The organism is Pseudomonas sp. LPB0260 (assembly GCF_013388395.1).
This window is the reverse complement of sequence record NZ_CP058247.1, coordinates 4,496,562-4,517,192: the sequence shown is the minus strand read 5'-3', so window position 1 is coordinate 4,517,192 and position 20,631 is coordinate 4,496,562. Positions and strand designations below refer to the sequence as shown.

The window sequence follows — 20,631 nt, the reverse complement described above, 5'->3', positions numbered from 1 at the left end:
AGCTGAGGAGCGCGGATTCCAGTCGGCAGACCCGTGGTCTGCCGACCGGCACCCTATTCCGTCTTGGCCGGGCTTCAGCCCAGCACGGAGATGTCGGCCACGCCGAGGAACAGCCCGCGCAGGCGTGCCAGCAGGGCGTAGCGGTTGGCCCGCACGGCCGTGTCGTCGGCATTCACCAGCACCGCCTCGAAGAAGCTGTCCACCGGTTCGCGCAGACTGGCCAGCTGCTCCAAGGCCTCGCGGTAGCAGCGCGCGGCGGCCATCGGCAGCACCGCCTGCTCCGCCTGCGCCACGGCCGCGGCCAGGGCCTGTTCGGCCGGCTCCTGCAGCAGCGCGGCGTCGACCTGGGCGGGAACCTGGCCGTCGAACTTGCTCAGCAGGTTCGACACGCGCTTGTTCGCCGCGGCCAGGGCCTCGGCCTCGCTGCGTGCGCGGAAGGCCTGGACCGCCTGCACGCGCTGATCGAAGTCCAGCGGCGCGCTGGGACTCAGGGCGCGCACCGACTGGTACACGGCCACGTCGACGCCTTCGTCTTCGTAGCGCGCGCGCAGGCGGTCGAAGACGAAGTCCTGCACCTGGACCGCCAGCCCCTCGGCCTTGACCTTGTCGCCGAACTGCTCGATAGCGACCGCCACGGCTTCGTTCAGATCCAGGTCCAGGCCCTTCTCGATGAGGATGCGCAGCACACCCAGGGCCGCTCGGCGCAGGGCGTAGGGGTCCTTGCTGCCGGTGGGCAGCATGCCGATGCCGAAGATGCCGACCAGGGTGTCGAGCTTGTCGGCCAGGGCCACCGCGGCGCCGGTCAGGGTGCTCGGCAACTCGGCGCCGGCGCCACGCGGCATGTATTGCTCGTTCAGCGCCAGGGCGACGTCTTCGGCCTCGCCGTCATGCTTGGCGTAGTAGTAGCCGGCAATGCCCTGCATCTCGGGAAACTCGCCGACCATCTCGCTGGCCAGGTCGCACTTGCAGAGGATACCGGCGCGCGCCGCGCGCTCGGCGTCGCCGCCGACCCGTTCGGCGATGAAGGCGGCGAGCGTCGATACCCGCTGGGCCTTCTCATAGACCGAACCGAGCTGGGCCTGGAACACCACGCCGGCCAGGCGCTGGTTGAAGTGCTCGAGCTTGTGCTTCTGGTCCTGCTTGAAGAAGAACTCGGCATCGGTCAGGCGCGGGCGCACGACCTTCTCGTTGCCGCTGATGATCTGCGCCGGGTCCTTGCTCTCGACGTTGGCCACGGTGATGAAGCGCGGCAGCAACTTGCCATTGGCGTCCAGCAGGCAGAAGTACTTCTGGTTGTCCTGCATGGTGGTGATCAGCGCCTCCTGGGGCACCTCGAGGAAGCGTTCCTCGAAGGCGCAGACCAGCGGCACCGGCCACTCGACCAGGGCGCTGACTTCATCGAGCAGGCCTGCCGGGACAATTGCCGTGCCCTGCTGCTCGGCAGCCAGCTCGGCAATTCGCTGGGCGATCAGTTCGCGACGCTCGGCGAAGTCGGCCAGCACGTAGGCGCTGCGCAGGTCTTCCAGGTAGGTGGCCGGCGTGCTGATGCGCACCTTGCTCGGGCTGTGGAAGCGATGGCCGCGGGACTCGCGGCCGGCCTTCTGGGCGAGGATCTCGCAGTCGATCACGTTGTCGCCAAACAGCATCACCAGCCACTGGGTCGGCCGCACGAACTCGTCGCGGCGCGCCGCCCAGCGCATGCGCTTGGGAATCGGCAGCTCGTTCAGCGAGGTTTCGACGATCGCCGGCAGCAGGGCGCTGGCCGGTTGCCCGGGAATGCGCTGGGTATAGCGCAGCTTGGGGCCGCTGCGGTCGATCTGTTCCAGCTCCACGCCGCACTTCTTGGCGAAGCCCAGGGCCGCCTGGGTCGGCTGCCCTTCGGCGTTGAAGGCGGCCTGCAGCGGCGGGCCGTCGAGGGTGTTGCTGCGATCGGGTTGCTGGCTCGCCAGCTGGTCGATCTGCACGGCCAGGCGGCGCGGCGCGGCGTAGAAGCGGCTGGCCTGGTAGTCCAGGCCGGCGGCCTTGAGGCCCTTCTCGATGCCGGCGAGGAAAGCCTCGCCGAGGCTCTTCAGGGCCTTCGGCGGCAGCTCTTCGGTGCCCAGTTCGACGAGGAAATCCAATGCACTCATTCTGCAGCCTCCAGCTTGGCCAGTACTTCGTCACGCAGTTCGGGGGTGGCCATGGGGAAGCCGAGTTTGCGTCGCGCCTGCAGGTAGCTCTGGGCCACGGCGCGGGCCAGGGTGCGCACGCGCAGGATGTAGCGCTGGCGCTCGGTCACCGAGATGGCGCGGCGGGCGTCGAGCAGGTTGAAGGTGTGCGAGGCCTTGAGCACCATCTCGTAGGTCGGCAGCGGCAGCTCCAGCTCGATCAGGCGGTTGGCTTCGCTCTCGTAGAAGTCGAACAGCTCGAACAGCTTGTCGACGTTGGCGTGCTCGAAGTTGTAGGTGGACTGCTCCACCTCGTTCTGATGGAACACGTCGCCGTAGGTGACCTTGCCGAACGGGCCGTCGGTCCACACCAGGTCGTACACCGAATCGACGCCCTGGATGTACATGGCCAGGCGCTCCAGGCCGTAGGTGATCTCGCCGGTCACCGGGTAGCACTCGATGCCGCCGACCTGCTGGAAGTAGGTGAACTGGGTGACTTCCATGCCGTTCAGCCAGATCTCCCAGCCCAGGCCCCAGGCGCCCAGGGTCGGCGATTCCCAGTTGTCCTCGACGAAGCGGATGTCGTGCACCAGCGGGTCGATGCCGATGGCCGCCAGCGAGCCCAGGTAGAGCTCCTGGAAGTTCTCCGGATTGGGCTTCAAAACCACCTGGAACTGGTAGTAATGCTGCAGGCGATTGGGGTTCTCGCCGTAGCGGCCGTCGGTGGGGCGGCGGCTGGGTTGCACGTAGGCGGCGTTCCAGGTTTCCGGGCCGACGGCGCGCAGGAAGGTGGCGGTGTGGAAGGTGCCGGCGCCCACTTCCATATCGTAGGGCTGCAGCACCACGCAGCCCTGCTCGGCCCAGTACTGCTGCAGGGTCAGGATCAGGTCTTGGAAGGTGCGCACGGCAGGCGTAGTCTGGCTCACGAAAAATTCACCTGTTGAGGCTGCGACAGAAAGGGCGGGAGTATACCCCAATCCTGGCGGCCTCCGCCGCCCGGGAAGGCCCTATGCCACGCTGCTTCTGGTGCACCGAAGACCCCCTCTACCAGGCCTATCACGACCAGGAATGGGGGGTGCCGCAACGCGATCCCCAGGCCCTGTTCGAGCTGTTGCTGCTGGAAGGCTTCCAGGCCGGCCTGTCGTGGATCACCGTGCTGAAGAAGCGCGCCCGCTACCGCCAGGTGCTGTTCGGTTTCGACGCCGAGCGCCTGGCGCAGCTGAGCGACGAGGAGATCGAGGCCCTGATGCAGGACCCGGGGATCATCCGCAACCGCCTCAAGCTCAGGGCCGTGCGGCAGAATGCCCAGGCCTGGCTGAGGCTGGAGGACCCGGTGGGGTTGCTCTGGTCCTTCGTCGGCGGCGCACCCAAGGTCAACCACTTCAGCGAGCGCAGTCAGGTGCCGGCCGTCACCGCCGAGGCCGAGGCCATGAGCCGGGCGCTGAAGAAGGCCGGCTTCACCTTCGTCGGTCCGACCATCTGCTACGCCTACATGCAGGCTGCCGGCATGGTCATGGACCACACCACCGACTGCGACCGCTACCCGGTGCTGATCGCCAATTAACCGCCTCGGTAGCGGAGCCCGGGCGGCATCGCCGCGCGGTCCCGCAGTTGCCGCCTGCCAGGCGCGCCGCCGCCTGGTTACAATAGGCGCTTTGCAATTTTCGGGAGTTGCCTGTGGAGAAGCTCAAAGGAGCGTTGGTGGTGGGCTTTCTGCACCTGCTGGCTCTGTTGCCCTGGCGCGCCGTGCAAGGCCTGGGCGCCGCCATCGGCTGGCTGATGTGGAAGCTGCCCAACGGCTCGCGCGATGTCGCCAGCATCAACCTGAGCAAGTGCTTTCCCGAGCTGGATGCGGCGGCCCATCAGCGCCTGTTGCGCGACACCCTGGCGGACATCGGCAAGACCCTCACCGAAAGCGCCTGCGCCTGGGTCTGGCCGGCGCACAGGTCGCTGGCCCTGGTGCGCGAGGTCGAGGGCCTGGAGGTGCTGCAGCAGGCCCTGGCGTCCGGCAAGGGCGTGGTCGGCATCACCAGTCACCTGGGCAACTGGGAAGTGCTCAACCATTTCTACTGCGCGCAGTGCAAGCCGGTCATCTTCTACCGCCCGCCCAAGCTCAAGGCGGTGGACGAGCTGCTGGCCCGGCAGCGGGCGCAGATGGGCAACCGCGTGGCGCCCTCGACCAAGGAGGGCATCCTCAGTGTCATCAAGGAGGTGCGCCGCGGCGGTGCCGTGGGTATTCCCGCCGATCCGGAGCCGAGCCGGTCTTCCGGTGTATTCGTGCCCTTCTGCGGCGTGCCGACCCTGACCAGCAGGTTCGTGCCCGGCATGCTCGCCGGCGGCAAGGCCCGGGGCGTGTTCCTGCATGCGCTGCGCCTGGACGATGGCAGCGGCTACAAGGTCATCTTCGAGGCCGCGCCCGAAGGCATGTACAGCGAGAACGTCGAGGAAGGCGTGGCCGCCATGAGCGCGGTGATCGAGCGCTACGTGCGCGCCTATCCGAGCCAGTACATGTGGAGCATGAAGCGCTTCAAGAAGCGCCCGGACGGCGAGGCGAAGTGGTACTAGCCGCCATCCCATGGCGCCGGAGGAAATCGACCCACGATGGCGGTTTTTCTGCCGGCGCCACTGGGCGTGGCCGGCAACTTGCGCTATTAACCTTAGGACCCATGCCAAGGATCGCCGCACCCATGTCCAACCAGCGCCAACACATCCGTACGTCGATGAAATGCCGGATCAAGATCTGTCACCCGAGCTTCGGCGAGCTGGTGGCGCAGACCCGCGATCTCTCCGATGGAGGGGTCTACGTCAAGCACCCGCAACTGGCCAGTCTGGAGGCCGGCACCCGGGTCACCGGACAGGTCCAGGACCTGCCGATCGAGGCGCCGGTGCTGCAGATGGAAGTGATGCGCGTGGACAGCGAGGGCGTGGGCCTGCGTTTCGTCGAGGACTGAGGCTCAGTCCTGCGGCGCCTGGCGCTGCAGGCGCTTGAGAAACACCGTCATCTCCTTTTCCGCCTGCTTGTCGCCGTGGCTCTGGGCCGCGGCGATGCCCTGCTGCCAGGCGTGCTCGGCGGCCGCCCGGTCACCCAGTTCCAGGTGCGCCTTGCCCAACAGCTTCCAGGCCGCCGAATAGTTCGCATCGAATTCCACGCAGCGCTGGAAGTGCTCGGCGGCGCGGGCGAACTCTCCCGCATCCAGGTAGCCCTTGCCCAGGCCGAAGCGCAGCAGGGCGTTGTCCATGCCTTGCGCGAGCATTTTTTCCAGGGATTCCAGCATGGTGACTCCTGTTTGCAGGTGGACCGAGGACCACGCAAGCGGTGGCTCTTAGAAAAAGGTTAGTCCGACCTGGAACAGGCTTTCGGCGTCGCGGATGTATTTCTTGTCGACCAGGAACAGGATCACGTGGTCGCCGGACTCGATCACCGTGTCGTCGTGGGCGATCAGCACCTCTTCGTCGCGGATGATCGCGCCGATGGTGGTGCCCGGCGGCAGGGCGATCTCCTCGATCGCGCGACCGACCACCTTGCTCGACTTGGCATCGCCATGGGCGATCGCCTCGATGGCCTCCGCTGCGCCGCGGCGCAGCGAATGCACGCTCTCGATATCGCCGCGGCGCACGTGGGTCAGCAGGGTGCCGATGGTGGCCAGCTGCGGGCTGATGGCGATGTCGATCTCGCCGCCCTGGACCAGGTCGACGTAGGCCGGGTTGTTGATGATGGTCATCACCTTGCGCGCGCCGAGGCGCTTGGCCAGCAGCGAGGACATGATGTTGGCCTCGTCGTCGTTGGTCAGGGCGAGGAAGATGTCGGCATCGTTGATGTTCTCCTCCACTAGCAGGTCTCGGTCCGAGGCGCTGCCCTGCAGCACGATGGTGCTGTCCAGGCTCTCCGACAGGTAACGGCAGCGGGCCGGGTTCATCTCGATGATCTTCACCTGGTAGCGGCTCTCGATGGCCTCGGCCAGGCGCTCGCCGATATGCCCGCCGCCGGCGATCACCACCCGCTTGTAGCTGTTCTCCAGACGGCGCATCTCGCTCATCACCGCGCGGATGTGGGCCTTGGCGGCGATGAAGAACACCTCGTCGTCGGCCTCGATCACCGTGTCGCCCTTGGGCATGATCGGCCGGTTGCGGCGGAAGATCGCCGCCACCCGGGTGTCCACGTTGGGCATGTGTTCGCGCAGCTGGCGCAGCTGCTGACCGACCAGTGGCCCGCCATAGTAGGCCTTGACCGCCACCAGCTGGGCCTTGCCCTCGGCGAAGTCGATCACCTGCAGGGCGCCGGGGTATTCGATCAGGCGCTTGATGTAGTTGGTCACCACCTGTTCCGGGCTGATCAGCACGTCGACCGGGATCGACTCGTTGTTGAACAGGCCGCTGCGCGACAGGTAGGCGGCCTCGCGCACCCGGGCGATCTTGGTCGGGGTGTGGAACAGGGTGTAGGCCACCTGGCAGGCGATCATGTTGACTTCGTCGCTGTTGGTCACCGCCACCAGCATGTCGGCGTCTTCCGCCCCGGCCTGGCGCAGCACCGCGGGAAAGGAGCCGCGGCCCTGCACGGTGCGAATGTCCAGGCGGTCGCCGAGCTGACGCAGGCGGTCGCTGTCGGTGTCCACCACGGTGATGTCGTTGGCCTCGCTGGCCAGGTGTTCGGCCAGGGTGCCACCGACCTGGCCGGCGCCGAGAATGATGATCTTCATCCGCTCTGTTCCTCAGCCGCGATCGGCGGCGATCTTGATCAGCTTGGCATAGTAGAAACCGTCATGACCCTCTGCCTGGGCGAGCAGCTGGCGGCCATGGGGTTGTTTCAGGCCGAATGGCCCGGCGATATCCAGCTCGCGGGCACCGGGCGTGCGGGCGAGAAAGCCGGCGATCACCTCGGTGTTCTCCGTGGGCAGCGTCGAGCAGGTGGCGTAGAGCAGGATGCCGCCGACCGCCAGGGTCGGCCACAGCGCGTCCAGCAGCTCGCCCTGCAGCTGCGCCAGGGCAGGGATGTCCTCGGCCTGGCGGGTCAGCTTGATGTCCGGATGGCGGCGAATCACCCCGGTGGCCGAACAGGGGGCATCCAGCAGGATGCGCTGGAAGGCCTGGCCATCCCACCAGGCATCGACCGCGCGCGCATCGGCGGCGATCAGTTCGGCCTGCAGGCTGAGCCGGGCGAGGTTCTCGCGCACCCGCACCAGGCGCTTCTCTTCCAGGTCCACCGCCACCACCGCGGCCAGCTGCGGCTGGGCCTCGAGCAGGTGGCAGGTCTTGCCGCCCGGGGCGCAACAGGCGTCCAGCACGCGCTGGCCGGGGGCCAGTTCGAGCAATTCTGCGGCCAGCTGGGCGGCTTCGTCCTGCACGCTGACCCGGCCCTCGGCGAAGCCCGGAAGGCCGGTCACGTCGCAGGCCTGCAGCAGGCGGATACCGTCCTGACTGAAGGCGCAGGGCTCGGCTTCGACCCCCGCCGCGCGCAATTCGGCCAGGTAGTCATCGCGGCTGCCGTGGCGCCGGTTGACCCGCAGGATCAGCGGCGGGTGGGCGTTGTTGGCCGCGCAGATGGCTTCCCAGTGTTCCGGCCAGTGGGCCTTGAGGGCTTTCTGCAACCAGCGCGGGTGGGCGGTGCGCACCACCGGATCGCGTTCCAGCTCGGCCAGCAGCTGTTCGCCCTCGCGCTGGGCGCGGCGCAGCACGGCATTGAGCAGGCCCTTGAGCGAAGACTTCTTCAGCTTGTCGACGCAGGCCACCGTCTCGCCAATTGCCGCATGGGGCGGAATCCGCGTGTAGAACAGCTGGTACAGGCCGATCAGCAGCAGCGCCTCGACATCGCGATCGGCGGCCTTGAAGGGCTTCTGCAGCAGCTTCTCGGCCAGCAGGGCCAGGCGCGGCTGCCAGCGGGCGGTGCCGAATGCCAGGTCCTGGGTCAGGCCGCGGTCGCGCGGCTCGACCCGGTCCAGCTGCTGCGGCAGGCTGCTGCCCAGGGAGGCCTTGCCGTTGAGCACGGCGGCCAGGGCGCGGGCGGCGGCCAGGCGCGGGTTCATGCCCCGGCCCTCATCACAGCAGCACCTTGCCGGGGGCGAACTGCTCGCGCCGGCTGTTGTACAGGTCGGCGAAGGCCAGGGCCTTGCCGCCCGGCAGCTGCAGGCGGGTCAGGCGCAGGGCGCCCTCGCCGCAGGCGACCGTCAGGCCGTCCCTGTCGGCGGCGAGCACCTGCCCCGCTGCGCCCTGCCCGTCTGCCAGCTTTGCGGCGAGCACCTTGAGCGGCGCACCATCGAGGGTGCTGTGGCAGATCGGCCAGGGATTGAAGGCGCGGATCAGGCGTTCCAGCTCCTCTGCCGGACGCGTCCAGTCGAGGCGCGCCTCGTCCTTGTTCAGCTTGTGCGCGTAGGTGGCCAGGCCATCGTCCTGCACCTCGCCAATCAGGGTGCCGGCGGCCAGGCCGTCGATGGCCTCGATCACCGCGCGGGGGCCGAGGGCGGCGAGGCGGTCGTGCAGGCTGCCGCCGCTGTCGTCCACGCCGATCGGGGTGCTGACCTTGAGCAGCATCGGCCCGGTATCCAGACCGGCTTCCATCTGCATCACGGTCACCCCGCTCTCGCCGTCGCCGGCCTCGATGGCGCGCTGGATCGGCGCCGCGCCGCGCCAGCGCGGCAGCAGCGAGGCATGGCTGTTGATGCAGCCCAGGCGCGGCGTGTCGAGCACCACCTGGGGCAGGATCAGGCCGTAGGCCACCACCACCATCAGGTCGGGCTCGAGCGCGGCCAGCTCGGCCTGGGCCGCCGGGTCGCGCAGCGTCAGCGGCTGGTAGACGGGAATATCGTGCTGCAGTGCCAGCTGCTTGACCGGACTGGGCGTGAGCTTCTGCCCACGGCCGGCCGGGCGGTCCGGCTGGCTGTAGACCGCGATGATCTGGTGGCGGGTGTCGAGCAGGGCCTTGAGGTGCTCGGCGGCGAATTCCGGGGTACCGGCGAAGACGATGCGCAGTGCTTCAGTCATGGGGTCTCGCTAAAGAAAAAGGCTTGCCGCAGCAAGCCTTTATACAGGTGGAGGCTCACGCCCGCTGGCGATGTTGCTTTTCCAGTTTCTTCTTGATGCGGTCACGCTTGAGGGTAGACAGGTAGTCGACGAACAGCTTGCCGTTGAGGTGGTCGCATTCGTGCTGGATGCACACCGCCAGCAGGCCTTCGGCGATCAGCTCATAGGGCTGGCCGTCGCGGTCCAGCGCCTTGATCCTGACCTTCTGCGGGCGGTCGACGTTCTCGTAGAAGCCCGGCACCGACAGGCAGCCTTCCTGATACTGGTCCATCTCGTCGGTCAGCGGCTCGAACTCGGGGTTGATGAAGACCCGCGGCTCGGACTTGTCTTCGGACAGGTCCATCACCACCACGCGCTTGTGCACGTTGACCTGGGTCGCGGCGAGGCCGATGCCCGGAGCTTCGTACATGGTTTCGAACATGTCGTCGATCAGCTGACGCAGGGCGTCGTCGACCACATCCACCGGCTTGGCGATGGTGCGCAGGCGCGGATCGGGAAATTCGAGGATGTTTAGGATCGCCATATGCGTTTGTGATGCACTTGTGGAATAAAGTCAAAATCCGCTGCTAAGATGATGAGCAGCATTGAAAAACGGCTTCAAGCCGCTGTTTCACTGGGTTTCAGTCGCGGCGCTAGGGCGCTCCACGTGAAGACACATGATAAAGGGATTCACTGTATGAGGAAATCACTACTCGCCCTGCTGCTGCTGGCCGCAGGTGGCTTGGCCCAGGCGGAAGTGCAACTCAAGGAGGGCCACCCCGACCGCTACACCGTGGTCAAAGGCGATACCCTCTGGGATATTTCCGGTCGATTCCTCAGTCAGCCGTGGAAATGGCCGGAGATCTGGCACGCCAACCCGCAGGTGGAAAACCCTCATCTGATCTACCCCGGCGACGAGCTCAGCCTGGTCTACGTCGACGGTCAGCCGCGCCTGATGCTCAACCGCGGCGAGTCGCGCGGTACCATCAAGCTGTCGCCGAAGGTGCGCGTCACGCCGATGGCCGAAGCCATTCCGACCATTCCGCTGGAGGCGATCAACAGCTTCCTGCTGAGCAACCGCATCGTCGATAACCCGGAACAGTTCCAGAGCGCGCCCTATGTGGTCGCCGGCAACGCCGAGCGCGTGGTCAGCGGCGCCGGCGATCGCGTCTATGCCCGTGGCCAGTTCGACGAGCACGCCCCGGTGTACGGCATCTTCCGCCAGGGCAAGACCTATATCGATCCGGAGACCCAGGAATTCCTCGGGATCAACGCCGACGACATCGGCGGCGGTGAGATCGTCGCCGAGGAAGGCGACATCGGCACCATGACCCTGACCCGCTCGACCCAGGAAGTGCGCCTCGGCGACCGCCTGTTCCCCACCGAGGAGCGGGCGATCAACTCCACCTTTATGCCGAGCGAGCCGTCCCGCGAAGTTCGCGGCCTGATTCTCGACGTGCCGCGTGGCGTCACCCAGATCGGTCAGTTCGATGTGGTTACCCTGAACAAGGGCGCCCGCGACGGCCTGGAAGTGGGCAACGTGTTGGCCGTGTACAAGACCGGCGAAACCGTGCGCGACCGGGTGACCGGCGAATCGGTGAAGATTCCCGATGAGCGCGCCGGCCTGCTGATGGTGTTCCGCACCTACGACAAGCTCAGTTATGGTCTGGTCCTTGGCGCCACCCGCCAGCTCGCGGTGCTGGACAAGGTCCGCAACCCGTAACGCCGAAAGCCCCGCACTCGCGGGGCTTTTTTCTGCCTGCCATTTTCCTGCCGCCTGAGCGGCGCGACCGATCAAGGATGATCAATATGTCGCAGCGCATCAGCCATTGCCGTTCCCCCGCCGAACTCGAAGCCCGCTTGCGCCTGCATTGCCTGCCGGAGCTCGGCCCGCGGCGTTTTCGCAAGCTGCTGGCGGCTTTCGGGACGGCCTCGGCCGCCCTCAGTGCGCCGGCCAGCGCCTGGCGGGCCCTGAGCCTGCCGGCGGCCAGCGCCGAGGCGCGGCGCAGCAGCGAGGTGCGTGAACGGGCCGGCGCCGCCCTGGCCTGGTTGGAGAGCCAGGACCAACACCTGCTGATGTGGGACGATCCGGCCTATCCGGGGTTGCTCGCCGAACTGAGCGATGCACCGCCGCTGCTGTTCGTCGCCGGCGATCCCGGTCTGCTCGAGCAGCCGCAGCTGGCTATGGTCGGCAGCCGTCGCGCCTCGCGCCCCGGCCTGGATACCGCACAGGGCTTTGCCCGCAGCCTGGCCGCCGGCGGTTTCGTGATCACCAGCGGCCTGGCCCTGGGGATCGACGGCGCGGCCCATCAGGGGGCGCTGGATGTCGGCGGCAAGACCGTCGCGGTGCTCGGCACCGGCCTCGAGCAGATGTACCCGGCACGCCACGCCAGACTGGCGGCGGCGATAATCGAGGGCGGCGGTGCGCTGGTCTCCGAGCTGCCGCTGGACTGCCCGCCCCAGGCCGGCAACTTTCCCCGGCGCAACCGCATCATCAGCGGCCTGTCCCTCGGCGTGCTGGTGGTCGAAGCCAGCCCCTCCAGCGGCTCGCTGATCACCGCCCGCCTGGCCGCTGAGCAGGGCCGCGAGGTCTATGCGATCCCCGGCTCCATCCATCACCCGGGGGCGCGCGGCTGTCACCAGCTGATCCGCGAAGGCGCCACCCTGGTGGAAAGCATCGAGCACATCCTCGAGGCCCTGCGCGGCTGGCAGGCCGTGCCTGCGCTCGCGGCCGCACCGGTGGCGCAGCCGGCTCATCCGCTGCTCGACCTGCTGCACGCGGCGCCGCACAGCAGCGAAGCGCTGGCCGCGGCCAGTGGCTGGCCGTTGTCCAAGGTGCTGGCGGCGCTGACCGAGCTGGAGCTGGAGGGACGCATCGCTTGCGAAGGGGGGCGCTGGATCGGCCGCGCCGGCTGAGGTGCGCGCAGGGTTGCGCAGGGGACGGCAGGCGTGGATACACTGCCTCCAAGTGGATCGGTGGAGGGCAGTGGATGACCAGCGACTGGCAGGTGCAGCAGGCGGCGCGGGTGGTGAGCCAGGGCGGGCTGATCGCCTACCCGACCGAGGCGGTGTGGGGCCTGGGTTGCGATCCTTGGGACGAATTGGCGGTGGCGCGCCTGCTGGCCCTCAAGCAGCGGCCGATGGACAAGGGCCTGATCCTGGTGGCCGATTGCATCGAGCAGTTCGATTTCCTCCTCGAGGACCTGCCGGACGTCTGGCAGGAACGCCTGGCCAGCAGCTGGCCGGGACCGAACACCTGGCTGGTGCCGCACCAGCAGCGCCTGCCGGAGTGGATCACGGGGCGCCATTCCAGCGTGGCCCTGCGGGTCAGCGATCATCCCCTGGTGCGCCGGCTCTGCGCCCTCACCGGCCCGCTGGTGTCGACCTCGGCCAACCCGAGCGGTCGCCCGGCGGCACGCAGCCGCCTGCGGGTCGAGCAGTATTTCCCGCGGCAGCTGGACCAGGTGCTCGGCGGCGCCCTCGGCGGGCGCAGCAATCCCAGCCTGATCCGTGACCTGCGCAGTGGCGAGGTGATCCGCCCGTCCTGAAGGTTTCCGCTTGCGTAGGGCGGGTCAGCAGCGCATTGCCACGAAATCGACAGTTGTGCGGTGTGTGGGCGCTGCGTAACCCACCATTCAGGCGCCGCAGATGGCCATGGTGGGTTACGGCGCGGCAGGCATTTGACTGTGCCGGTGAAACCAGTTGGGGCGCCTAACCCACCCTACGGATTCACGGCAGCAGAATGGTCGAACCGGTGGTCTGCCGCGCGCTCAGGGCGGCTTGCGCCTGCGCGGCGTCCTTGAGCGCGTGGCGGCTGCTGATCTCCACCTTGAGCTGGCCGCTGGTGATCATGGCGAACAGCTCGTCGGCCATCGCCTGTAGCCGCTCCGGGGTATCGGCATAGCCGGCCAGGGTCGGGCGGGTGACGTACAGCGAGCCCTTCTGCGCCAGGATGCCCAGGTTGACCCCGGTGACCGCGCCGGAGGCGTTGCCGAAGCTGACCAGCAGGCCGCGCGGGGCGACGCAGTCCAGCGAGGTCTCCCAGGTGTCCTTGCCGACGCCGTCGTAGACCACCGGGCACTTCTGCCCGTCGGTCAGCTCCAGCACCCGCTGTGCGACGTTCTCGTGGCTGTAGTCGATGGTCGCCCAGGCGCCCTGCTCCATCGCCCGCGCGGCCTTCTGCGGCGAACTGACGGTGCCGATCAGCTTGACCCCCAGGGCCTTGGCCCACTGGCAGGCGAATGAGCCGACGCCGCCGGCGGCGGCATGGAACAGGATGGTTTCGCCGCCCTGCAGGGCGAAGGTCTGGCGCAGCAGGTACTGCACCGTGAGGCCCTTGAGCATGACGGCGGCGGCCTGCTCGAAGCTGATCGCCTCCGGCAGCCTGACCAGCTTGCTGGCCGGCAGCACGTGCAGCTCGCTGTAGGCGCCGAGCGGGCCGGTGGCGTAGGCCACGCGGTCGCCGACCTGGAACTGGCTGACCCCCTCGCCCACCGCCTCGACGATGCCGGCGCCCTCGGTGCCCAGGCCGGACGGCAGCGCCGGTGGCGGATACAGGCCGCTGCGGTAGTAGGTGTCGATGAAGTTCAGGCCGATCGCCTGGTTCTGCACCCGCACCTCGTGGGGGCCGGGCGCGGCTGGCTGGTAGTCGCCGTACTCGAGGACTTCGGGGCCGCCGTGGCGGCTGAACTGGATTCGCTTGGCCATATCAGGCTCCTGTGCATAAGGGGATCGCGCAACCCGAGCATGATGCCGCCGGGCGCTGGCGTGGGCACCTATCCAATCGTCCCTATTGACCGGCGTCAACTGCGGGGCCCCGGTGGCAAATGCTATGCTGCCCGCCGATTTCGCCGACAGCGCCGCGCGTTGCCGGCCTGACTCGTTTTTCAAGGTGCCGCCGTGAGTGACCGTACTGAGGCCGTGAAGGCCTATCTGCTCGACCTGCAAGACCGTATCTGCGCAGCCCTGCAAGCCGAAGACGGCAGCGCCGACTTCATCGAGGACGCCTGGCAGCGCCCCGCTGGCGGCGGTGGCCGCACGCGGGTGCTGGAGAACGGCGCGCTGATCGAGAAGGGCGGGGTGAACTTCTCCCACGTCTACGGCAGCGGCCTGCCGCCCTCGGCCAGCGCCCATCGCCCGGAGCTGGCCGGGCGCGGCTTCGAGGCGCTCGGCGTGTCCCTGGTGATCCATCCGCACAATCCGCATATCCCCACCTCCCACGCCAACGTGCGCTTCTTCATCGCCGAGAAAGAGGGCGAGGAGGCGGTCTGGTGGTTCGGCGGCGGCTTCGACCTGACCCCCTACTACGCCAACGAGGAAGACTGCGTGCACTGGCACCGGGTCGCCCAGGCCGCCTGCGCGCCCTTCGGCGAGGGTGTCTACCCGCGTTACAAGGCCTGGTGCGACCGTTACTTCCACATCAAGCACCGCGACGAACCGCGAGGTATCGGCGGGTTGTTCTTCGATGACCTGAACGAATGGGACTTCGACACCAGCTTCGCCTTTATGCGCGCCATCGGCGATGCCTATCTGGAGGCCTACCTGCCGATCGTGCAGCGGCGCAAGAGCACCCCCTTTAGCCAACGCCAGCGCGAGTTCCAGGCGTTCCGCCGTGGCCGCTACGTCGAGTTCAATCTGGTCTACGACCGCGGCACCCTGTTCGGCCTGCAGTCGGGCGGGCGCACCGAGTCGATTCTCATGTCGCTGCCGCCCCAGGTGCGCTGGGGCTATGACTGGAAGGCCGAGCCGGGCAGCGAGGAGGAACGCCTGACCGCGTACTTCCTGCAGGACCGCGACTGGCTGCAGCTGGGAGCGAGCTGATGGACCGCTACGGTGTATTCGGCAACCCCATCGGCCACAGCAAGTCGCCGCTGATCCACCGTCTGTTCGCCGCCCAGACCGGCCAGCAGCTGAGCTACGAGGCGCTGCTGGCGCCGCTGGACGACTTCGCCGGCTTCGCCCGGGCCTTCTTCGTCGAAGGCAGGGGCGCCAACGTCACGGTGCCGTTCAAGGAGCAGGCGTTCCAGCTGGCCGACGCGCTGAGCGACCGGGCGCGCCGGGCCGGTGCGGTCAACACCCTGATGAAGCGCGACGACGGCAGTCTGCTCGGCGACAACACCGACGGCGCCGGGCTGGTGCGCGACCTGACCGTCAACGCCGGCTGCGAACTGCGCGGCAAGCGCATCCTCTTGCTCGGCGCCGGCGGCGCGGTGCGCGGCGTGCTCGAGCCGCTGCTGGCGCAGCAGCCGGCGGTGCTGGTGATCGCCAACCGCACGGTGGCCAAGGCCGAGCAACTGGCCAGCGAGTTCGCCGACCTGGGACCGCTGGTGGCCAGCGGCTTCGACTGGCTCGACGCGCCGGTCGACCTGATCATCAACGGCACCTCGGCCAGCCTGGCCGGCGAGTTGCCGCCGATCGCGCCGAGCCTGATCGCCCCCGGCCATACGCTTTGCTACGACATGATGTACGCTAGGCAGGCCACCGCCTTCAACCGCTGGGCCGCCGAGCACGGCGCCGCGCGGACCCTGGATGGCCTGGGCATGCTGGTGGAACAGGCCGCCGAGGCCTTCTGCCTGTGGCGCGGCGTGCGCCCGGACAGCGCGCCGGTGCTCGCCGAGCTGCGTCGCCAGCTGCAGCTAGCCTGAATCGTAGGGTGCGCCCCGCGCACCGAAGTGGTGGTACCGGTGACAGGGCTGGCGCCGGTTCTGGTGCGCATGGCGCACCCTACGCCTTAGCGCTCGACGCGCACCGGGCAGTGCTGGCCTCTTCCAGCTTGTGGATTTCCTCGATCACCTGGGGCCACGCGCGGCACCGTGTGGACGTTGGGTCGATTCCGTAGGGTGCGCCGCGCGCACCGAAGCGGTGGTACGGGCGCCCGGGCTGGCGCCGGCTCTGGTGCGCATGGCGCACCCTACGACTTAGTCCTCGACGCGCACCGGGCAGTGCTTGGCCTCTTCCAGCTTGTGGATTTTCTCGATCACCTGGGGCCACGCGCGGCACCGTGCGGCCGCTGGCCTGACTCCGTAGGGTGCGCCGCGCGCACCGAAGCGGTGGTACGGTTGGCAGGGCTGGCGTCGGTCTGGTGCGCATGGCGCACCCTACGACTTAGTCCTCGACGCGCACCGGGCAGCGCTCGGCCTCTTCCTGCTTGTGGATTTCCTCGATCACCTGGGGCCGCGCGCGGCACCGTGCGGCCGCTGGCCTTACTCCGTAGGGTGCGCCCCGCGCACCGAAGCAGTGGTACGGGTGGCAGGGCTGGCGCCGGCTCTGGTGCCATGGCGCACCCTACGCTTTAGTCCTCGAACAGCACCGGGCAGCGCTCGGCGCCTTCCAGCTTGTGGATTTCCTCGATCACCTGGGGCCGCGCCCGGCGCATGATCAGGAAGCGGTTCTGCGCCTTTAGGCGGCGCGCCTCCTGATGGAGCATCTCCACCCCGGCATAGTCGATGAAGTTGACGTGGTGGGCGTCGATGACCACGCGCCCTTTTCGGGTGCGCTGTAGCAGCTGCTGCAGGTAGTGGCAGGCGCCGAAGAAGATCGAGCCCTCGACCCGCAGCAGTTCCTCCTCGTCCTCCTGCCACATCTTCACCCGCGGCTGCGAGGTGCGCTTGAGGTAGAAGAACAGCGAGGCCAGCACTCCGGCGTAGATCGCCGTCTGCAGCTCCAGCAGCAGGGTCGCCAGCAGGGTCAGGGCCATCACCAGGAACTCGGCGCGGCTGACCCGGTAAAGCGCGCGCACCCCGGCGACGTCGATCAGTCCCCAGCAGATCAGCAGGATGCCGGCGGCCATGCACGGCAGCGGGATCAGCGCGATCAGCCGCGCACCGAAAAAGGCGAACAGCGCCACCAGCAGCGCCGAGCACACCCCGGCCAGGGGCGAGCGGGCGCCGGCCTGCAGGTTCAGCGCCGAGCGGGTGAAGGAGCCGGCCGACAGGTAGCCGCTGAACCAGGGGCCGACCAGGTTGGACAGGCCCTGGGCACGTACCTCCTGGTTGGCATCGAGGAACTGCTGGGACTTGCCGGCCAGGGCGCGGGCGATCGACAGGCTGGTGACCAGGCCGAGCATGCCGCAGGCCACCGCCGCCGGCAGCAGCTGCAGCAGGCTGGAGAGCTCCAGGCGCAGCGGGCTGAATGGTGGCAGGCTGCCCTCGAAGGCGCTGACCAGGGCGATGCCGGCGGTCAGCCGCTGCGGCAGCAGCAGCACCAGCAGGCTGCCGGCCACCAGGCCCAGCAGCAGGGCCGGCGCCCGCGGCCACAGCCGGCGGATCAGCAGGCTGACGCCGAGGGTGAACAGGGCCAGGGCCAGGGCCCGCCAGTCGCTGTCGAGCAGGTGTTCGCCGAGGTTGAGCAGGGTGGCCAGGGCCGTGCTCTGGCCCGGCACCTCGATGCCCAGCAGGTTGGGCAGCTGGCCCAGGGCGATCACCACTGCGGCGCCGAGGGTGAAGCCGAGCACCACCGAATGGGAGACGAAGTTGACCAGGGCGCCGAAGCGCAGCAGGCCGAGCAGCCACTGGAACAGCCCGGCGACGAAGGTCAGCAGCAGCACCCGGGCGATGAACTCCTCGCTGCCCGGGGCGGCGAAGGGGCTGACGCTGGTGAAGATGACGATGGAGATCGCCGCGGTCGGCCCGCAGATCAGGTGCCAGGACGAGCCCCACAGGCAGGCGATGATCACCGGCACGATGGCCGCGTACAGGCCGTATTCGGCCGGCAGGCCGGCGATCAGGGCGTAGGCGATGGACTGTGGCAGGGCCAGGATGGCGCCGCTGAGGCCGACCAGCAGGTCGTTGCCGAGGCTGCGGCGGCTGGTGTTGGGCAGCCATCTGAGGAAGGGCAGCAGGGTCTGGCGGCTGGGTAACGGCATGGGTGTGGTTCTTTGCGAGGGTGGGCTGCGGCCCACCACGTGCGACAAGGGTAGGCCGAAGCCTACCCTACGCCAAGTCTACCGAGCGCTTTAGAGGCGCGCCTGCACCGCGGCCAGCGCGTCGCCGCCGTCGCGGGTGGTCACCCCTTGCAGCCAGCCGTCGAGCACCGCCGGGTTGGCCTTGAGCCAGGCCTTGATGGCCTCGGCGTTGCTCGCCTGCTTGCTCAGCACCTGGTTCATGATGCTGTTCTCCATCTCCTGGGTGAAGGCGAGGTTGCTCAGCAGCTTGCCGACGTTCGGGCACTGGCTGGCGTAGTCCTTGCGGGCCAGGGTGTTGACGCTGCCGCTCTCGCCGAAGTACTTCTCGCCGCCGCGCAGGTACTGCATCTCGTAGTTGACGTTCATCGGGTGCGGGGTCCAGCCGAGAAACACCACGAACTCGTTGCGCTTCACCGCCCGGCCGACTTGCACCAGCATGGCCTGCTCGCTGGATTCCACCAGCTTCCAGTCGCCCAGGCCGAATTCGTCGGCTTCGATCATCTGGCGGATCGACTCGTTGGCCGGCGAGCCGGAGGCGATGCCGTAGAGCTTGTGGCCGAACTTCTCGGCGTGCTTGTCCAGGTCGGCGAAGGTCTTCACGCCGGCCTCGTAGGCGTAGCTCGGCACGGCCAGGGTGTACTCGGTGCCGTCCAGGTTCTGCGCCAGCTTGGCCACCTCGCCACTGGCGACGAACTTGTCGTAGTTGCTCTGCTGGGCCGGCATCCAGTTGCCGAGGAAGGCGTCGACCTGGCCCTTCTGCAGGCCGGCGAAGATGATCGGCACCGCCAGGGTCTGGCTCTGCGCCTTGTAGCCGAGGCCCTCGAGCAGGAAGCTGGCGATGCCGTTGGTCACCGCGATATCGCTCCAGCCCGGGTCGCCGAGCTTCACCGTGGCGCACTTGGCGTCTTCGGCCTGGACCTGCAGGGCGGCGCTGGCCAGGAGCAGGGCGCCGGCCAGGGTGGTGGTCTTCTTCATGGTTCTTCTCCGCATGTTCGCTGTTCGTGTCGTCAGAACCCGGGAGCGGCTCTTGCCGCCCCCGGCTGGGCCAATGACTCAGGGCTGGGGATAGCGGGCGCGCCGCTCCAGGTCGTCCAGGTCGATGTGGTTGCGCATGTACTGCTGGCTGGCGTCGACCATCGGCTGGTGGTCCCAGCTCTTCAACTTGCCGTGGGTCAGGGCTTCGGCGACCAGGCGCCGGCGGCGCTGGCTGGCCAGGGTGGCCTGGTGGATCGCCGGAACATCCCAGCGCGCGCGCGCTTCTTCGACGAAGGCGTCGAGCAGCTCCTGGTGGTCGGGCGACTGCGCCAGATTCTCGCGCTCCTGGGGATCGTTGGCGACGTTGAACAGCAGCAGCGGGTCCACCTCGGAGTAGACGAACTTCCACTCGCCGCGGCGGATCATCATCAGCGGGCCGATGCTGCCCTCGGCCATGTACTCGCCGAGCACCTCGTCGTGCCCGCCCTCGCCCTGCAGGTGGGGCAGCAGCGAGCGGCCGTCCAGGGCCAGGCCCGGTTCGAGGCTGCCGCCGGTCAGTTCCACCAGGGTCGGCAGCAGGTCCATGGTCGATACCGACTGGCTCACCCGCCGCGCGGCGAAGCGCTTGGGGGCGTGCACCAGCATCGGCACCCGGGCCGACATCTCGAACCAGTGCATCTTGTACCAGAGGCCACGCTCGCCAAGCATGTCGCCGTGGTCGCCGGAGAAGACGATGATGGTGTCGTCGGCCAGGTCGCAGTCCTTGAGGGTCTTCAGCAGCTTGCCGATGTTCGCGTCGATATAGCTGCAGGCGCCGAAGTAGGCGCGGCGGGCATCCTTGATCTTCTGCTCGGGCATCTGCTTGCCCCACAGGTCGATGACCTTGAGGATGCGCTGCGAGTGCGGGTCCTGTTCGGCCTGGTCGATGGTCTGGCTGGGCAGCGGGATGTCCTCGTCGCGGTACAGGTTCCAGAACTCCTCGGGGATGGTGTAGGGGTCGTGGGGGTGGGTCATCGACACCGTCAGGCAGAACGGCTGGTCGGCGTTGCTGCGCACGTGGTCGTAGAGGTACTGCTGGGCCTTGAACACCACCTCCTCGTCGAAGTCCAGCTGGTTGGTGCGCACGCACGGGCCGGCCTGCAGCACCGAGGACATGTTGTGGTACCAGCTCAGGCGCTCCTCCGGCGCGTCCCAGTTCACCGCCCAGCCGTAGTCGGCCGGGTAGATGTCGCTGGTCAGGCGTTCCTCGTAGCCGTGCAGCTGGTCCGGACCGCAGAAGTGCATCTTGCCCGACAGCGCGGTGCGGTAGCCCTGGCGGCGCAGGTAGTGGGCATAGGTCGGCACGTCGCCGGGGAAGTCGGCGGCGTTGTCGTAGGCGCCGATCTTGCTGGGCAACTGGCCGCTGACCAGGGTGAAGCGCGACGGCGCGCACAGCGGGCTGTTGCAGTAGGCGGAATCGAACAGCACGCCTTCGGCGGCCAGGGCCATCAGGTTGGGCAGCTTGATCGGCGAGGCGGCATCGTGCAGCGGCAGGATCGGCGCGGCCATCTGGTCGGCCATGATGAAGAGGATGTTCGGACGTTTCATGGCGAGCCTGTATTCCATATGAGGGAT

19 protein-coding genes are annotated in these 20,631 nt (G+C 68.1%); 8 read left to right on the top strand and 11 right to left on the bottom strand.

Features of this window, described 5'->3' with window-relative positions:
- Nucleotides 1-74: 74 nt before the first annotated feature.
- Nucleotides 75-2,129, bottom strand: coding sequence for a glycine--tRNA ligase subunit beta (glyS, locus tag LPB260_RS20145; RefSeq protein WP_208707645.1), 2,055 nt, complete (start codon nucleotides 2,127-2,129; stop codon nucleotides 75-77).
- Nucleotides 2,126-3,073 (bottom strand): glycine--tRNA ligase subunit alpha, encoded by a 948-nt coding sequence (gene glyQ, locus LPB260_RS20140; protein ID WP_208707644.1) that lies wholly within the window; start codon nucleotides 3,071-3,073, stop codon nucleotides 2,126-2,128. The genes glyS and glyQ overlap by 4 nt, the downstream gene beginning before the upstream one ends.
- 83 nt (nucleotides 3,074-3,156) lie before the next feature.
- Here glyQ and LPB260_RS20135 point away from each other — a divergent pair, with 83 nt between their 5' ends.
- The 3 genes from LPB260_RS20135 to LPB260_RS20125 all read left to right on the top strand — a co-directional run bounded on the left by LPB260_RS20135 (nucleotide 3,157) and on the right by LPB260_RS20125 (nucleotide 5,098).
- Nucleotides 3,157-3,711, top strand: coding sequence for a DNA-3-methyladenine glycosylase I (locus tag LPB260_RS20135; RefSeq protein ID WP_208707643.1), 555 nt, complete (start codon nucleotides 3,157-3,159; stop codon nucleotides 3,709-3,711).
- Nucleotides 3,712-3,824: 113 nt separating this feature from the next.
- On the top strand, nucleotides 3,825-4,712 hold the full coding sequence (locus tag LPB260_RS20130; protein WP_208707642.1) for a lysophospholipid acyltransferase: 888 nt from the start codon (nucleotides 3,825-3,827) through the stop codon (nucleotides 4,710-4,712).
- A gap of 122 nt (nucleotides 4,713-4,834) precedes the next feature.
- Nucleotides 4,835-5,098: a PilZ domain-containing protein gene (locus LPB260_RS20125; RefSeq protein ID WP_208707641.1), complete on the top strand. Its 264-nt coding sequence runs from the start codon at nucleotides 4,835-4,837 to the stop codon at nucleotides 5,096-5,098.
- A gap of 3 nt (nucleotides 5,099-5,101) precedes the next feature.
- On the opposite strand, the gene LPB260_RS20120 is transcribed toward LPB260_RS20125, so the two are convergent.
- Genes LPB260_RS20120 through def form a run of 5 tightly spaced genes read right to left on the bottom strand, consistent with a single transcriptional unit; the run spans nucleotide 5,102 to nucleotide 9,684 of the window.
- Complete coding sequence (locus tag LPB260_RS20120; protein WP_208707640.1) at nucleotides 5,102-5,422, bottom strand: tetratricopeptide repeat protein; 321 nt, start codon at nucleotides 5,420-5,422, stop codon at nucleotides 5,102-5,104.
- A gap of 48 nt (nucleotides 5,423-5,470) precedes the next feature.
- Nucleotides 5,471-6,844: a Trk system potassium transporter TrkA gene (gene trkA / locus LPB260_RS20115; RefSeq protein WP_208707639.1), complete on the bottom strand. Its 1,374-nt coding sequence runs from the start codon at nucleotides 6,842-6,844 to the stop codon at nucleotides 5,471-5,473.
- A gap of 12 nt (nucleotides 6,845-6,856) precedes the next feature.
- Nucleotides 6,857-8,167, bottom strand: a complete 1,311-nt coding sequence (gene rsmB, locus LPB260_RS20110; RefSeq protein ID WP_208707638.1) for a 16S rRNA (cytosine(967)-C(5))-methyltransferase RsmB — start codon at nucleotides 8,165-8,167, stop codon at nucleotides 6,857-6,859.
- Nucleotides 8,168-8,180: 13 nt separating this feature from the next.
- Nucleotides 8,181-9,122: a methionyl-tRNA formyltransferase gene (gene fmt / locus LPB260_RS20105; protein WP_208707637.1), complete on the bottom strand. Its 942-nt coding sequence runs from the start codon at nucleotides 9,120-9,122 to the stop codon at nucleotides 8,181-8,183.
- A 55-nt stretch (nucleotides 9,123-9,177) separates the two neighbouring features.
- The gene (def, locus tag LPB260_RS20100) at nucleotides 9,178-9,684 is read right to left on the bottom strand and encodes a peptide deformylase (RefSeq protein WP_208707636.1); all 507 of its coding nucleotides are present in this window, start codon (nucleotides 9,682-9,684) and stop codon (nucleotides 9,178-9,180) included.
- Between the two features lie 153 nt (nucleotides 9,685-9,837).
- On the opposite strand from def, the gene LPB260_RS20095 reads away from it, so the two are divergent.
- From LPB260_RS20095 to LPB260_RS20085, 3 genes are all read left to right on the top strand, one after another.
- Nucleotides 9,838-10,863: a LysM peptidoglycan-binding domain-containing protein gene (locus LPB260_RS20095; RefSeq protein WP_208707635.1), complete on the top strand. Its 1,026-nt coding sequence runs from the start codon at nucleotides 9,838-9,840 to the stop codon at nucleotides 10,861-10,863.
- An 86-nt stretch (nucleotides 10,864-10,949) separates the two neighbouring features.
- On the top strand, nucleotides 10,950-12,056 hold the full coding sequence (dprA, locus tag LPB260_RS20090; protein WP_208707634.1) for a DNA-processing protein DprA: 1,107 nt from the start codon (nucleotides 10,950-10,952) through the stop codon (nucleotides 12,054-12,056).
- A 74-nt stretch (nucleotides 12,057-12,130) separates the two neighbouring features.
- Entirely contained in the window at nucleotides 12,131-12,688 is a 558-nt protein-coding gene (locus LPB260_RS20085; protein WP_208707633.1) for an L-threonylcarbamoyladenylate synthase, read from the top strand.
- 181 nt (nucleotides 12,689-12,869) lie between these two features.
- Here the strand turns inward: LPB260_RS20085 and LPB260_RS20080 are convergent, their stop codons facing one another.
- The gene (locus LPB260_RS20080; protein WP_208707632.1) at nucleotides 12,870-13,847 is read right to left on the bottom strand and encodes an NADPH:quinone reductase; all 978 of its coding nucleotides are present in this window, start codon (nucleotides 13,845-13,847) and stop codon (nucleotides 12,870-12,872) included.
- 192 nt (nucleotides 13,848-14,039) lie between these two features.
- Between LPB260_RS20080 and hemF the strand changes: the two genes are divergently transcribed.
- Both hemF and aroE read left to right on the top strand, forming a co-directional pair.
- Entirely contained in the window at nucleotides 14,040-14,960 is a 921-nt protein-coding gene (gene hemF, locus LPB260_RS20075; RefSeq protein WP_208707631.1) for an oxygen-dependent coproporphyrinogen oxidase, read from the top strand.
- Nucleotides 14,960-15,784: a shikimate dehydrogenase gene (gene aroE / locus LPB260_RS20070; protein WP_208707630.1), complete on the top strand. Its 825-nt coding sequence runs from the start codon at nucleotides 14,960-14,962 to the stop codon at nucleotides 15,782-15,784. The genes hemF and aroE overlap by 1 nt, the downstream gene beginning before the upstream one ends.
- A gap of 647 nt (nucleotides 15,785-16,431) precedes the next feature.
- Here aroE and LPB260_RS20065 read toward each other — a convergent pair.
- The 3 genes from LPB260_RS20065 to betC form a co-directional block, all read right to left on the bottom strand.
- Nucleotides 16,432-18,003, bottom strand: coding sequence for a SulP family inorganic anion transporter (locus LPB260_RS20065; protein WP_208707629.1), 1,572 nt, complete (start codon nucleotides 18,001-18,003; stop codon nucleotides 16,432-16,434).
- Between the two features lie 90 nt (nucleotides 18,004-18,093).
- Nucleotides 18,094-19,017, bottom strand: coding sequence for a choline ABC transporter substrate-binding protein (gene choX / locus LPB260_RS20060; RefSeq protein ID WP_208707628.1), 924 nt, complete (start codon nucleotides 19,015-19,017; stop codon nucleotides 18,094-18,096).
- A 78-nt stretch (nucleotides 19,018-19,095) separates the two neighbouring features.
- A complete protein-coding gene (betC, locus tag LPB260_RS20055) occupies nucleotides 19,096-20,604 on the bottom strand; it encodes a choline-sulfatase (RefSeq protein WP_208707627.1) in 1,509 nt (502 codons plus the stop codon).
- Between the last annotated feature and the right edge of the window lie 27 nt (nucleotides 20,605-20,631).

Excerpts from the sequence above, each read along its gene's own strand:
- LPB260_RS20080 (WP_208707632.1), bottom strand. The coding sequence starts at position 13,847 with ATGGCCAAGCGAATCCAGTTCAGCCGCCACGGCGGCCCCGAAGTCCTC.
- trkA (WP_208707639.1), bottom strand. The coding sequence starts at position 6,844 with ATGAAGATCATCATTCTCGGCGCCGGCCAGGTCGGTGGCACCCTGGCC.
- choX (WP_208707628.1), bottom strand. The coding sequence starts at position 19,017 with ATGAAGAAGACCACCACCCTGGCCGGCGCCCTGCTCCTGGCCAGCGCC.
- LPB260_RS20120 (WP_208707640.1), bottom strand. The coding sequence starts at position 5,422 with ATGCTGGAATCCCTGGAAAAAATGCTCGCGCAAGGCATGGACAACGCC.
- glyS (WP_208707645.1), bottom strand. The coding sequence starts at position 2,129 with ATGAGTGCATTGGATTTCCTCGTCGAACTGGGCACCGAAGAGCTGCCG.
- LPB260_RS20095 (WP_208707635.1), top strand. The coding sequence starts at position 9,838 with ATGAGGAAATCACTACTCGCCCTGCTGCTGCTGGCCGCAGGTGGCTTG.
- fmt (WP_208707637.1), bottom strand. The coding sequence starts at position 9,122 with ATGACTGAAGCACTGCGCATCGTCTTCGCCGGTACCCCGGAATTCGCC.
- LPB260_RS20085 (WP_208707633.1), top strand. The coding sequence starts at position 12,131 with ATGACCAGCGACTGGCAGGTGCAGCAGGCGGCGCGGGTGGTGAGCCAG.
- LPB260_RS20125 (WP_208707641.1), top strand. The coding sequence starts at position 4,835 with ATGTCCAACCAGCGCCAACACATCCGTACGTCGATGAAATGCCGGATC.
- dprA (WP_208707634.1), top strand. The coding sequence starts at position 10,950 with ATGTCGCAGCGCATCAGCCATTGCCGTTCCCCCGCCGAACTCGAAGCC.
- LPB260_RS20065 (WP_208707629.1), bottom strand. The coding sequence starts at position 18,003 with ATGCCGTTACCCAGCCGCCAGACCCTGCTGCCCTTCCTCAGATGGCTG.
- aroE (WP_208707630.1), top strand. The coding sequence starts at position 14,960 with ATGGACCGCTACGGTGTATTCGGCAACCCCATCGGCCACAGCAAGTCG.
- rsmB (WP_208707638.1), bottom strand. The coding sequence starts at position 8,167 with ATGAACCCGCGCCTGGCCGCCGCCCGCGCCCTGGCCGCCGTGCTCAAC.
- betC (WP_208707627.1), bottom strand. The coding sequence starts at position 20,604 with ATGAAACGTCCGAACATCCTCTTCATCATGGCCGACCAGATGGCCGCG.
- LPB260_RS20135 (WP_208707643.1), top strand. The coding sequence starts at position 3,157 with ATGCCACGCTGCTTCTGGTGCACCGAAGACCCCCTCTACCAGGCCTAT.
- def (WP_208707636.1), bottom strand. The coding sequence starts at position 9,684 with ATGGCGATCCTAAACATCCTCGAATTTCCCGATCCGCGCCTGCGCACC.